Origin of the sequence: Flavobacterium salmonis (assembly GCF_903819435.1) — a bacterium.
GTDB lineage: Bacteria > Bacteroidota > Bacteroidia > Flavobacteriales > Flavobacteriaceae > Flavobacterium > Flavobacterium chungangense.
This window is the reverse complement of sequence record NZ_CAIJDP010000057.1, coordinates 179,818-194,131: the sequence shown is the minus strand read 5'-3', so window position 1 is coordinate 194,131 and position 14,314 is coordinate 179,818. Positions and strand designations below refer to the sequence as shown.

9 protein-coding genes are annotated in these 14,314 nt (G+C 36.5%); 6 read left to right on the top strand and 3 right to left on the bottom strand.

Annotated features, from left to right (window positions below; translation table 11 throughout):
• Positions 1-16: 16 nt before the first annotated feature.
• The 3 genes from FLACHUCJ7_RS03470 to FLACHUCJ7_RS03460 are packed head-to-tail and all read right to left on the bottom strand — an operon-like array spanning position 17 to position 5,484.
• A complete protein-coding gene (locus FLACHUCJ7_RS03470; RefSeq protein ID WP_180907923.1) occupies positions 17-826 on the bottom strand; it encodes a SusE domain-containing protein in 810 nt (269 codons plus the stop codon).
• Between the two features lie 11 nt (positions 827-837).
• Positions 838-2,406: a RagB/SusD family nutrient uptake outer membrane protein gene (locus tag FLACHUCJ7_RS03465; protein WP_180907922.1), complete on the bottom strand. Its 1,569-nt coding sequence runs from the start codon at positions 2,404-2,406 to the stop codon at positions 838-840.
• Positions 2,407-2,421: 15 nt separating this feature from the next.
• Positions 2,422-5,484, bottom strand: a complete 3,063-nt coding sequence (locus FLACHUCJ7_RS03460; protein WP_180907921.1) for a SusC/RagA family TonB-linked outer membrane protein — start codon at positions 5,482-5,484, stop codon at positions 2,422-2,424.
• A gap of 237 nt (positions 5,485-5,721) precedes the next feature.
• Between FLACHUCJ7_RS03460 and FLACHUCJ7_RS03455 the strand changes: the two genes are divergently transcribed.
• From FLACHUCJ7_RS03455 to FLACHUCJ7_RS03430, 6 genes are all read left to right on the top strand, one after another.
• Complete coding sequence (locus FLACHUCJ7_RS03455; RefSeq protein ID WP_180907920.1) at positions 5,722-6,750, top strand: LacI family DNA-binding transcriptional regulator; 1,029 nt, start codon at positions 5,722-5,724, stop codon at positions 6,748-6,750.
• 279 nt (positions 6,751-7,029) lie between these two features.
• Positions 7,030-8,385 carry an MFS transporter gene (locus FLACHUCJ7_RS03450; RefSeq protein ID WP_180907919.1) on the top strand — a complete coding sequence of 452 codons (1,356 nt, stop codon included), beginning with the start codon at positions 7,030-7,032 and terminating at the stop codon, positions 8,383-8,385.
• A gap of 18 nt (positions 8,386-8,403) precedes the next feature.
• The gene (pgmB, locus tag FLACHUCJ7_RS03445) at positions 8,404-9,069 is read left to right on the top strand and encodes a beta-phosphoglucomutase (protein WP_078227032.1); all 666 of its coding nucleotides are present in this window, start codon (positions 8,404-8,406) and stop codon (positions 9,067-9,069) included.
• Between the two features lie 77 nt (positions 9,070-9,146).
• Entirely contained in the window at positions 9,147-11,453 is a 2,307-nt protein-coding gene (locus FLACHUCJ7_RS03440; protein ID WP_180907918.1) for a glycoside hydrolase family 65 protein, read from the top strand.
• Positions 11,454-11,568: 115 nt separating this feature from the next.
• Positions 11,569-13,683: a glycoside hydrolase family 97 protein gene (locus tag FLACHUCJ7_RS03435; RefSeq protein WP_180907917.1), complete on the top strand. Its 2,115-nt coding sequence runs from the start codon at positions 11,569-11,571 to the stop codon at positions 13,681-13,683.
• Between the two features lie 74 nt (positions 13,684-13,757).
• A complete protein-coding gene (locus tag FLACHUCJ7_RS03430) occupies positions 13,758-14,303 on the top strand; it encodes a hypothetical protein (protein ID WP_078227035.1) in 546 nt (181 codons plus the stop codon).
• Positions 14,304-14,314: the final 11 nt, after the last annotated feature.

Here is a 14,314-nt window from a genome sequence, read left to right as displayed (position 1 = left end):
ATATTGAGACTAAAAATTAGTCCAATGTTATTGTTTTTGCAGCGTTGTCAATTGTTAAAACTCTGGATCCGGTTGGTCCGGTATATTTAAAATTGGCATCTCCATCACCTGCATTTACTAATTCTGAATCAATAGTAAAGCCTAATCCGCTGTAGTAAGTGTAGTTATGGCTAGAATCCCAGTTGCCGTCATTTGTAAAGTTATTTCCTAAAAATTCTCTAAAAGCTTCTCCGCTTTTAAGAACAACGGTAACCTTGTAAATATTGGTTTTTCCGATAACTAATGGAAATTCAGTTTCGGCATCACCTTCCCATGACCAGCCGCCCGGAGTAGCCGCACCAACCAGCCAGTGAGACGAAGCCAAAGGCACGCGATATGGAGTGGCTTTAAATATGTTAACATTAGAGTATTGAGGGATTCCTGATATTCCCAGAACAGATTTTATACGAATTTCTACATCATTTACCTGTTTTTCAATAAAACCTCCATTCACGAGAGCCTGATTTAATTCAGATACTTTTAAACTTTTAGAAAGTTCTGTTGTACTTGCTGCAGAAATTGGGTTGGCAAAATTAGTTCCTGCTTTTGCAATTTCAATCGTATAGTTTATTACAGTTTGAGAACCGGTGTATTTTGCAGCGTCCCACTTTACTACTGTCGCAACATTATTCTCAGTTTCTTTTGACAAAATAATGCTAAAACCTGTTGCGGGTGTCACTAATTTTGGTGCCTCAGAAGCAGTTGCAACTATATAATCATCCGGATTACAAGACAGTATTGTGGTAAACAACACCAGAAATATGCTTCGTTTTAATATATTTTTCATGTTTCTGTAAATTAAGATTGAGGATACCCCGGATTCTGGGTTAAATTTGAATTTGACTGTAAAGCGCTTGTTGGAATCGGATACAGATTGTAATTATCCGGAATAGAAGTTCCGTCTTTTACACCGCCTTTCCACGGCCATAAATAGGATCCTCCGGTAAATTTTCCAAAACGAATTAAGTCTTGTCTTCTGTGTCCTTCAAGGTTCAATTCTCTTGCCCTTTCTTTTAAAAGGAAATCTAAATTTAGTTCTCCGGCCGAAATCGCTCCGGCGTTTGATCGGTTTCTTACGGCATTAACATAATCCAATGCTGTTTGGGCAGATCCGCCGGCAGCTCCTCTTACAACGCACTCAGCATACATTAAGTAAGCGTCTGCGAGTCTGAATAATGGAAAATCTGTATTGGAGAAACTGGTCGCATTGGAAGGTCCTGAAAAGTTAGAATTTCTAAATTTCACACTTGGATAACCGTCTGTCCATGTTTTATAGTTGTTCATTTCGTAGGAATGTCCCGTTGTCCAGAACAATTTTGCCCTGTCATCTGTTGAGCCTGCTAAATCACCGTTATTAAACAATCCGTACCAGGCTTTGGTAGCTCTGTGGCCTCCCCAGTTATCAGTTGCTCCAAAATCATTTGGATTCATTGTTTCGGTACTTAAATTTCCATTTACAATGTAAGTTGTATTACCATAACCCTGACTTACAACAGCATCGGCAATTAATGTGTAAATAATTTCAGGTGACGTATTATTGTCTCCGGAAAAGATACTTACGAATTTTGGCGCAATTGTGTAACCTCCTTCGTCAATGACTTTTTTCGTATATAACAATGCATCATCATATCTTTGAGTGCCTGTATATACTTCAGCATTTAAATATAATTTGGCCAATAACATTCTTACTACGTTTTTATCGGCTTTGCCATACGATTTTGTCGCTGTGATGGTTCCTTCGATATCTTTCAGTTCCGATTCAACAAATTCAAAAAGTTCTTTTCTTGTTGATTCTTTTTTAGGTGTCGAGGTGTTAATGTCATCTTCGGTAGTGATAACTCCTTTACCAAAACAGTCAATCACATAATAGTAAGCTAACGCTCTTAAAAAACGAAGTTCTGCTATATGGTTTTCTTTTTCAGGAATTGCAACAGAAGTTGTTTTTAAAATCTTAATCAGATTACTGGCCTGAGGAATTGTATAATAAGCTCTGTCATACAAATACCTGAAAAACTTATTATTTGGATTCCATCCGGTTGTGGTGGTTAGCTGGTCTAAACCATCATCACCCCAACGATTTTTCATGCCATCTGCAGAGAATTCCTGCAGGTTGATGATACTTCTTAAAAAAGCCGCTTCACCCGCATCTTTTGTAACAACATCCGTAGATGCCGGTCCGTCTGGTCCGGAAAGTGCAAAGGTTCCGTAAATTTTAGATACCAAACCGTCTACCGCTTTTGGATCCTGCTGTAAAAGCTTATCTAAAGTCAATTCTACTTTTGGTTCTGTATTCAGATCATCCACACAGGAAGTGAATAAGAAAAGAACAAAAGCTGCTCCTATTATTTTAAATTTAAATTGATTCATTTGTACATTTTTTTATTAGAAGTCTAAATTCAGACCCAAACTGAAAGTTCTGGATCTTGGATAGAAATTATTATCAATTCCGTTGAAGTTTTCCGGATCTACACCAGTATAATCTGTCACAATAAATAAGTTATTTGCAGCAGCATATAATCTTAAAACCGCACCTTTTAATATATTGTCAAAATTATACCCAAGCGTAATATTCTGGCAGCGCAGGAAGCTCGCATCTTCTAAATAATAATTAGAAAAAGGAATGTTTCCGTTTACATTCTGAAAGACATAATCAGTATCTAAAACGTTAGTTAAATTGGTAGAGTTAAGCGGAATAGCCTTGTCTAAATATCCTGATTGCAGTTTTCTTGCATTGTATACTTTTCCGCCAATCTGACCGTTGAAGGTTGTAGTTAAGTCGAATTTTTTATAATTAGCTGTTAAACCAAAACCGTAGGTCCAGTTAGGTCTTAGTGCTACATAAATTCGGTCATTATCATCAATAGTTCCGTCTCCGTTTTTATCAACAAAAGCATTTTCAACTGGTCTTCTGTCTGAATCATAAATTTGTTCAAAAACCCATGCAGAATACGGCTGTTCACCCACAGTATTATACGCAATTTTCTGACCTGTTCCATTTGGAATCGTTGAAGTGTTGTCTACATTGGTAAGTCTGTTATTCAGATCGGTAATTTTGCCAATGTTGTACGCAATGTTACCATTTACAGATAAATTGAAATCAGTACTGCTTACCACTTTCACATTCACGTTTCCTTCGATACCTTTATTTTCCATTTCTCCAACATTCGAAATAAATTCGTTTGTTAATGCCTGTCCTGGAGGAGCCGAAACGACAGAAAGTAAATCTTTCGTGTATTTTTGATATGCGTCAATACTACCGGTAACGATACTGTTCTCAAATAATTCAAAATCAACCCCTACGTTGTAAGTTGTTGTTTTTTCCCAGGTCAAATCTTCGTTGTAAGGCTTTGCAAAGTATCCGTTTACACCCGGAATATAAGTACTTGAAGCACTGGTTGAACCAAACAAAGCACTATATGGATAAGAACCTGCAGCACTTGTAATATCCTGCTGACCTGTTATACCATAGCCTAATCTTAATTTTAATTCTTTAAAAGTCCCTGAATCCTTTAAGAACGTTTCATCCTTAATTCTCCACGCAAAACCTGCTGCCGGGAAATACCCCCATCTGCTGTCTTCTTTAAATAAAGAGGAACCGTCTGCTCTTAAAGTCAATGTAAACAAATATTTATTTACCAGATCAAAATTTGTTCTTCCAAAAAACGATTGCAGATTTCGTTCGTTGTAATATCGGTTGTTTGGGTTTGCCGGATTTGGAGTTAACTCTCTTAATCCGTTAACGGTGCTATATCTGTAAATTTCTTTGTTACCGTCTGTTACAAAGTTTTGATACGAATATCCTGCCTGAGCATCTATTCTTGATACAAATCCGTTTAAATTTTTAGTATAAGCCAGATAAGTATCTAATGTTTTGTTGGTTACTGTTTGATTTTCTGCATAATGTAACCCCGGATTAAACACATACGTTGGAGGTGTAGTTGCAGCAGAATTATCTAATTGATAGGTCTGAATAGAATTATCCGTGTAAACTTCTTCAATTTTGGTTTTAGAAGCTTCAATACCTGCATTTGCAACAGCTCTCAGTTCTTTTAGAAAAGGCATTTTATAATCTAATTCAATGTTTCCTAATAACTTCTGAACCTCTTCCGGACGTGATCTCTGATTTAAAACCGCCAAAGGATTCAACTGTCCGCTTAGGGAGTTGTTTGTGTTGAGCAACTGGTAATATCCGCCAAATCTGTTGCTTGCACTATTGTCATAAGCTGGCTTAGTTGGATCCATTCCTAAGGCATTTCCAATTACGGCATCAACATCTATTGCGTTCTTTTTTACAGAAAGACCTTTGGCATTAAAATCAATTTTTAAAGTGTTGTCCAGCAGAACTGGTGAAAGTTTAATAGAAGCAGAATATCTGTCTAAATCATTTGTTCTTACTACACCTTCATTTTTGGCATATCCGACAGAAGCTCTAAATGGAATCTTACCAAACAAGTTAGCCCTTGCGCTAAAGTTGTTATCTGTAGAAACAGATTCTCTGTAAATTAAGTCCTGCCAGTTCGTATTAGCTACAATTCTTCCTTCTATTTGAGGAGTTCCTGGAATATCAGTTGCGCCTGTTCCGTCTGGAATACCAAGTAAATTGGTATAGGTTGGATGGTATTTTTGCATGAAAGAAGTAAATTCAGTTCCACTTAGCATATCAACAGGATTGTTAACTTTTCCAATTGTTACATTAGATGAAAAGTTGAATTTAGGAGTTCCGGAAACCCCTTTTTTAGTAGTAATGATAATCACCCCGTTTGATGCTCTGGAACCATAAATTGCGGTTGCAGATGCATCTTTCAAAATGGCAAATGTATCTACGTCATTAGGATTTATTAAGGTTAGCGGATTAGAGATTCCTGCAGGATTGGTGTTGTCAATTGGCACGCCATCAATAATTATAAGAGGACTGTTGTTTCCTGATAAAGAACTTCCTCCTCTAATTCTGATGTTTGGATTAGAATCGGGTGCACCGCCATCAGAAGTGATTCTGACACCTGCTGCTCTACCAACCAAAAGCTGATCTGCAGATCCAACCGGCCCTTTGTTAAGCTGTGCAGCAGATAATACCGTTACGGCACCTGTTGCATCTTTTTTCTTAACGGTTCCGTAACCTACCTGTACTACAACCTCCTTAAGCTGATTGGTATCTTCTTCTAATAGGATATTTACTGTTTTTTGTCCGGTATAATCAACAATAACCGTTTTGTATCCAATAAATGAAACTACGATTTTATTGCCGCTTTTTGCATTCGATAACTGAAAATTACCGTCAAAACCGGTCGATGTTCCTCCCGGAGCACCTTGTACACTTACATTTACTCCCGGGATTGGCTGTCCCGTCGCTTTATCGGCAACTGAACCGTTTATAGTGCTCTGAGCAAGCATCAAAAACGGAAACAGCAGGAATAAAAATAACAACTTTTGAGAAATTGTTTTCATACTTTTTGTTTAATTTAGTTTGAGTTTTAGATTGTTAGTTAAGCTTTTAATTTTACTTCGAATTTCAAAATTAGGAATTAATTAACATGCTCAACACCAAGTCATTTTTATAGGCCTACGCAAACGTGGTAGTGTTGAAAACTTTATATATTACGTCGTTTTTTTAAGAGTAAAATTATGATTTATGAAAATTAAACATACCTTTATTATCAATAACATTTTTTTTAAATTAGCATCATGAAACGAAAAGTGACCCTAAAACAGATTGCTAAAGAGCTCGATGTATCTATTTCAACGGTCTCAAAATCATTGCGAAACAGCTCTGAAATTGGTGAAGAAACACGATTAAAAGTGCAGGCTTTTGCAAAGTTTTACAACTATAAACCCAACAACATTGCCCTTAGTTTAAAAAACCGAAAAACCAAAAGTATTGGTATTATCATTCCTGAAATTGTACATTATTTTTTCTCTACCGTAATCAACGGAATTGAACAGGTTGCTAATGAAAATGGATATAGTGTAGTAATCTGTTTATCGGATGATTCTTTTGATAAAGAAGTATTAAATATGGAAATGCTGGCCAACGGAAGCATCGACGGTTTTATCATGTCGCTTTCAAAAGAAACACAATTCAAAGGGGATTTTCATCATATCACAGAAGTAATCAATCAGGGAATGCCTGTAGTAATGTTTGATCGCGTTACCAATGATATCTTATGTGATAAGGTAATTATTGACGACAAATCTGCTGCATACGAAGCGGTTCAGAGTCTTATTGATAGCGGAAGAAAAAAAATAGCCCTTGTCACGACTGTTGATTATGTAAGTGTTGGAAAACTCAGAACTGATGGTTACGAAAAAGCACTTTTAGACAACGGATTACCATTCAATGAAGATTTAATTATAAAAATTGAAGATGTAGATACCTGCGAAATTACAATCAGCCAGCTTTTACATGACAGGGCTTTTGATGCCGTTTTTGCCGTAAATGAGCTTTTTGCCGTAACCATTATAAAAACAGCAAGCAAAATGGGACTTAAAGTTCCTGATGACCTGGCTGTAATTGCTTTTACCGACGGAATTATTTCAAAATACTCTACGCCAAGTATAACAACAGTAAGCCAGAGCGGAGAAAAAATGGGCAACAAAGCGGCTAAAATGCTTATTGAAAGACTGGAAGCCGAACATGACGATGAAGAAGAAAATGAAAATTATACTACCGAAGTGATTGAAACGCATCTTGTAAAAAGAGAGTCTACAGATTAATTCTTAAAGTATTAAAATAGAAAGTGATATAAGCTGTCTAAACCTGAATTTTGTTTTATCGTTTATCACTTTTCATTTTAGTAGTACTTTTTTCTTATTTAATTCATTACTACAACCTTGTAGTAAAAAATGTTCGTTCTTATTTGCCATTATAAAACAAAAAACGTAAATATATTTATATATTTACAGCCCAGTTCAAAGCTTTTACTTTTACTTCGAAATAAATAGTAAGTTTTGATAAGCAAAGCGCTTATCGTATAATTTTTACAAATTGCGATAATGGAAAAGCGTAAATTAAGTTTCTGGGAAATTTGGAACATGAGTTTCGGATTCCTGGGAATACAAATGGGGTTTGCACTTCAGAATGCAAATGCCAGCAGAATTCTACAAATTTTTGGTGCAGACGTACACGAACTTTCATGGTTCTGGATTATTGCTCCCCTGATGGGATTAATAGTACAGCCAATTATCGGTCATTACAGTGACAGAACCTGGGGAAGATTCGGCAGACGAAAACCTTTCTTTTTAGTTGGGGCAATTCTAGCTTCGGTTGGATTAATTTTAATGCCACAAGCTAATATTTTTACTGCAGTACTCCCGGCTTTATGGGTAGGAGCAGGAATGCTGATGATTATGGATGCTTCTTTCAACATTGCCATGGAGCCTTTCCGTGCTCTTGTTGGGGATAATTTAAGAACAGATCAGCGTACAGCTGGTTTTAGTATTCAGACATCCCTAATTGGTTTTGGAGCGGTTATTGGTTCAGCATTGCCCTATGTTTTAACGAAATGGTTTCACGTTTCAAACAATACTGTTGCAGGAAGTGTACCTCTGAATCTTACATTGTCTTTTATTATCGGAGCAGCAATATTAATTGGATCTATATTGGTTACGCTGTTTACCACAAAAGAATATTCACCGGAAGAGTTGGCAAATTTTGAAGAACCGCAAAATGACGTGATTTCTGATACAGAGGAGAAATCAAAAATCACCGACATTTTCACTGATTTTGCAAAAATGCCTGTAACAATGCGTCAGCTCAGCTGGGTGCAGTTTTTCTCCTGGTTTGGATTATTCGGTATGTGGGTTTTTACAACTCCTGCTATTGCCCACCACATTTACAAATTACCGCTTAGCGACACTTCTAGCCAGCAATATCAAAACGCCGGTGACTGGGTCGGAATTTTGTTTGGTGTTTACAACTTTGTTTCTGCCATTGTAGCTTTGTTTTTCCTGCCGTATATCGCAAAAAAAATCGGACGAAAAGCAACACATTCATTTTCTTTAATTATAGGAGGAATCGGTTTAATCTCCATTTATTTCATGCCTGATGAAAACTGGGTAGTTTTACCTATGGTTTTAATTGGAATCGGCTGGGCAAGTATTCTGGCTATGCCTTATGCCATTCTTGCCGGTTCGATTACACCTAAAAAAATGGGTGTTTACATGGGAATCTTTAATTTCTTTATTGTTATTCCGCAAATTGTAAATGCATTGATCGGAGGGCCTATAGTAAAATATCTTTATCATGGTGATGCTATTTACGCCTTGATTACCAGTGGAGTAAGTTTCTTAATCGCGGCTGCATTAGTCTGCAAGGTAAAAGATGCAGATGACACTATCCTAAAATCATAAAGAAGATCCCTTTTTACAATGAGCAAAAAAGCATTCATTTTCGACCTTGACGGAGTCATTGTCGATACCGCCAAATATCACTTTTTGGCATGGCAAAAAATCGCGCAGGCATTACATATAAATTTTACCCATGAGCACAACGAACTTTTAAAAGGGGTAAGTCGCGTTCGTTCGTTAGATATCATTCTTGAATTAGGGAATGTTGAAGCTTCTCAGGAAGACAAAGACAAATGGCTGATTCAAAAAAATGAGGAATATTTATCGTATTTGGTTGATATGAATGAAAGCGAAATTCTTCCGGGAGTTTTAAATATTCTAAAACTATTAAAAGATAAAAATCAGGGAATTGCACTGGGATCTGCCAGCAAAAATGCAAGACCTATTCTGGAAAAAACAGGAATTCTGTTTTACTTCGATGCTATTGTTGACGGAAATGATGTTACAAATGCAAAACCAGACCCCGAAGTTTTCCTGAAAGCGGCTCAATTACTAAATATTGATCCAAAAAATGCAATCGTGTTTGAAGATTCTGTTGCAGGAATTCAGGCAGCAAATATCGCAGAAATGGCAAGTGTAGGAATTGGTGAGGAAACAATACTGCATGAAGCTGATTATATTTTTAAGGATTTTACCCAAATCTCCACAACCTTTATAGAAACTTTAATTGAAGAATTAAAAGATTGAAAGATTTAAAAATTAAGATTTTGAACTATTCGAAAATCTTTAAATCTTTAAATTTTTAAATCATTAAATTGAAAAAAATGAACCAAGATTATATAAAACCAGACAACTGGTCCATCATAGAAGAAGGATTTGACGCAGAAAGTGTCAAATCTTCTGAAAGTCTTTTCAGCCTTGGTAACGGGGCTATGGGACAGCGGGCCAATTTTGAAGAAACGTACTCTGGCGAGACTTTTCAGGGAAGCTACATTGCAGGAATTTATTATCCGGATAAAACCAAAGTAGGCTGGTGGAAAAACGGTTACCCGAAATATTTTGCCAAAGTATTAAACGCGCCTAACTGGATTGGAATTAACATTGAAATCAATGAAGAAAACCTGGATTTAAACACATGTGATGAGGTTCGGAATTTCCGCAGGGAACTGAATATGAAAGAAGGATGGTACAACCGTTCTTTTGAAGCGGTTTTAAAAAACGGAACCGAAATCTCCGTTAATGTCCGTCGTTTTCTTTCTTTGGATTTAGATGAAGCAGGAATCATCAAATACGATATTACCCCTTTAAACAAAGATGCTAAAATTGTATACAAACCGTATATTGATGCAGGTGTAACAAATGAAGATGCCAATTGGGATGAAAAATTCTGGAAGCCATTAGAGGTAAAAAAATCGAATAGTGAAGCTTTTGTAACAGCAAAAACGTTTAAAACGCATTTTAAAGTAACTACTTTTATGCACAATACGATTTTGGCCAATGGTGAAAACGTTTATATTTCGCCTTCTGCAATTGATTCTACTATCGATAAAGTGCAATATACGTATGGAACCATCATTGCAAAAGGGCAAACCTCATCGATTCAGAAAATTGGAGGTTATACCGTTTCCTTAAATCATGAAAACACTTTGGCTGCAGCCGAAAAAGTAATCAAATCGGCCGTTTCCTTAGGATATGATACTTTGCTTCAAAACCAAATTGATGCCTGGGCAAAAATCTGGGAAATGTCAGATATTACGATTGAAGGTGATGTTAAGGCTCAACAGGGAATCCGTTTTAATATTTTTCAGTTGAACCAAACCTATTCCGGAAAGGACAGCCGATTAAACATTGGACCAAAAGGATTTACCGGAGAAAAATACGGCGGATCAACGTATTGGGATACTGAAGCCTATTGTATTCCGTTTTATATGGCTACAAAAGATCAGGAAGTTGCCCGAAATTTATTGACCTATCGTTACAACCAACTGGATAAAGCGATTGAGAATGCAAAAGATAATTTAGGTTTCAAAAACGGTGCAGCTTTGTACCCAATGGTGACCATGAATGGCGAAGAATGCCATAACGAATGGGAAATCACCCACGAAGAAATCCACAGAAACGGAGCGATTGCTTTTGCGATTTACAACTACTACCGTTACACCGGAGATTACTCCTATATTCCTGAAAAAGGTTTGGAAGTTTTAATCGGAATTGCACGTTTCTGGCACCAGAGAGCTTCTTTTTCTAATGACAAAAATCAATATGTTATTTTGGGAGTTACAGGCCCAAACGAATACGAAAACAACATCAACAATAACTTCTATACCAATTATATTGCAAAATGGTGTATTGATTTTGCTTCGGAACAAATTGAAAAAGTAGCTTCAGAATATCCGGAAGATCATAAAAGGATATTTGAAAAAGTAAAACTGTCTGCCGAAGAAATTCAGGAATGGAAAAAAGTAGCTGATAACATTTATTTCCCGAAATCGGAGGAATTAGGGATTTATTTGCAGCAGGACGGTTTTCTGGACAAAGAATTAGTTCCGGTAAAAGAGTTAGATCGTTCACAGCGTCCAATTAATCAAAAATGGTCCTGGGATCGAGTGTTACGTTCACCATACATCAAACAGGCTGACATTTTACAATGCTTCTATTTCTTCGAAGATCATTTTTCGAGAGAAGAATTAAAACGCAATTTCGAATTTTATGAGTCGTTTACAGTGCATGAAAGTTCGCTTTCACCTTGTGTACACTCAATTCAGGCTGCAGCATTAGATAAAATGGATATGGCATACACATTTTATTTGCGGACATCCCGTCTGGATTTGGACGATTATAATAAAGAAGTTAAAGAAGGCTGTCATATCACGTCAATGGCGGGAACATGGATGAGCATCGTAGAAGGTTTTGGCGGAATGCGTGTTAAAAATGACCAGCTTCATTTTTCTCCAAAAATTCCAAAAGAATGGAAAGGATATTCTTTTAAAATTAATTTCAGGCATCAAATTTTAAAAGTTACAGTAAGTCATACTGAAACAACTTTTATGGTTGATGGTGATCAGGATTTAACTATTATCGTAAATGGAAAACCTGTAATCGCAAGCAAGCAACTCGCTAAAATTCATTAAATTACAATACTTTAAAACTAGAAATATGAAATGAGCATGACCGGAAATTGGTCGAATATACCAATTAGGATATGCGAATTACATATGACCTTTAAAAATCAATAAATATCATCATATGAAAAACTTATTTTTCGCAAGTTTAATCTTGTTTGCATTCAGCTCAATTGCAAATGCACAGCAATTAAAATCACCGGAAGGGAAGTTCGTAATGGAATTTTCTCTTCAAAATGACGGAACTCCAGCTTACAATTTGAAATACAAAAACAAGGAGGTAGTAAAAACCAGTAAATTAGGGCTTGAACTTAAAAACGATACCAAATCGTTACTGAATGATTTTACGGTTGTGGATACTAAAACCAGCACTTTTGATGAAACCTGGAAACCGGTTTGGGGAGAAGTTGACAACATCAGAAATCATTATAACGAACTGGCGGTAACTTTAAATCAAAAAAGTACTGACAGACAAATCATAATCCGTTTCCGTTTGTTTAATGACGGACTTGGATTTAGATATGAATTCCCAGCTCAAAAAAACCTGACTTATTTTATTATTAAGGAAGAAAGAACTCAGTTTTCAATGGCGGGAGACCACACGGCTTTCTGGATTCCGGGAGATTATGATACTCAGGAATACGATTATACCAAATCAAAATTATCAGAGATCAGAGGTTTGTCTGAAAAAGCCTATACGGCAAACGTTTCGCAGAAAAACTTTTCACCAACAGGAGTTCAGACTTCTTTGATGTTAAAAACAAATGACGGGATTTATATCAATCTGCACGAAGCAGCTTTGATCAACTATTCTTGTATGCACCTGAATTTAGACGATAAAAACATGATTTTTGAATCATGGTTAACACCGGATGCAAAAGGTGATAAAGGGTATTTGCAGGCACCAAGCCACTCACCTTGGAGAACGATTATGGTAAGCGATGACGCGAGAGAAATCTTAGCTTCAAAAATGACTTTAAACTTAAACGATCCATCAAAAATTGATGATACTTCATGGATTAAACCTGTAAAATATGTGGGTGTCTGGTGGGAAATGATTACAGGAAAAAGCTCATGGTCCTACACAAACGATTTTCCAACGGTTCAATTAGGCGTTTCTGATTTCTCAAAAGCTAAACCAAACGGAACACACGGAGCGAATAATGCTAACGTAAAAAAATACATTGACTTTGCGGCACAGCAAGGCTTTGACGCTGTTTTAGTCGAAGGCTGGAACGAAGGCTGGGAAGACTGGTTCGGACATTCTAAAGATTATGTTTTTGATTTCCTGACGCCTTACCCTGATTTTGATGTGAAAGGTCTGCATGAATATGCCAAATCTAAAGGCGTAAAAATCATTATGCACCACGAAACTTCAGGATCTGTTCGTAACTACGAACGCCACATGGACGCAGCTTACAAATTCATGAACGATAACGGATACAATGCTGTAAAAAGTGGTTACGTAGGTGATATTTTGCCTCGCGGTGAAAACCACTACAGCCAATGGATTGTAAATCACTACCAATATGCAGTCGAAAAAGCGGCTGATTATAAAATTATGGTCAATGCGCATGAAGCCATTCGTCCAACGGGAATCTGCAGAACTTATCCAAATTTAATCGGAAACGAAGCAGCTAGAGGAACAGAATACCAGGCTTTTGGAGGTTCAAAACCAAATCACGTTACCGTTTTACCATTTACACGTTTAATCGGTGGTCCAATGGATTATACGCCTGGAATCTTCGAAATGGATATCAGCAAAATGAATCCCGGAAACACATCGCATGTAAACAGTACTTTGGCAAATCAATTGGCATTATACGTTACGATGTACAGTCCGTTGCAAATGGCGGCTGATACACCTGAGAATTACAACCGTTTTCCGGATGCTTTTCAATTCATAAAAGATGTAGCGGTAGACTGGTCAGAAAGCAAATATATCGAGGCTGAGCCGGGCGATTTTGTTACGGTTGCCCGTAAAGCCAAAGGAACAAACAACTGGTTCGTTGGAAACGTAAACGGAGAAACGCCGCGTACTTCAAACATCGATTTCAGTTTCCTTGAAAAAGGTAAAAAATACACCGCAACCATTTATGCTGATGCAAAAGAGGCGCATTACAAAACAAATCCGCAGGCTTATACCATCAAGAAAATTGCTGTAACCAGTAAATCAAAATTATCGCAGTTATCTGCTCCGGGTGGAGGTTATGCAATCAGCATAATTGAAGCTAAATAATTCTTTCAAAGGCAAGTAATTTCCCCCAGAATTGCTTGTCTTTTTTTTATAATTTCATTTAAAAATTCTATGCTATGAAATATCCGTCAATAATCATTTTCACAAGCTTATTACTTTTAGGTTGCAACAAAAAAGAAAAAGCATTTGATTCATTAGAATATTCTTATGCAGATACATTTAGTGAACTCTTTTCTCTTAGATTCACAGATAGTGATACTGTTTATGTATATCAAGAATGGATTGGACGAAACATTGACGATAGCACTTCTGTTATAAAAGAAAAAACTCAATATTATGGAATTTTAAATCCGCATGAAAAATCAGACTTATTCAATTACATTGAGAAAATTAATTTATTTAAATACAAATCAGAATATCATGAAAGCTATTTAGATGGCGATGCTTATGCCATAGCAATCAAAAAGGATAAAAATAGCAAAATGATAGTTGTTCATAGCTATAATGTACCGAAAGAAATCGATTCTATTTCGAGATGGATTTATAAGATAAAAAAACAGCTTATTTTAAAAGAAATCAATAAACAGGTGAATTATAAAACTTCAGACTCCATTTTCCCTCCGCCTCCGCCGCCACCTCCAATAGAAAATACCAATAATTAATTACGTTCATT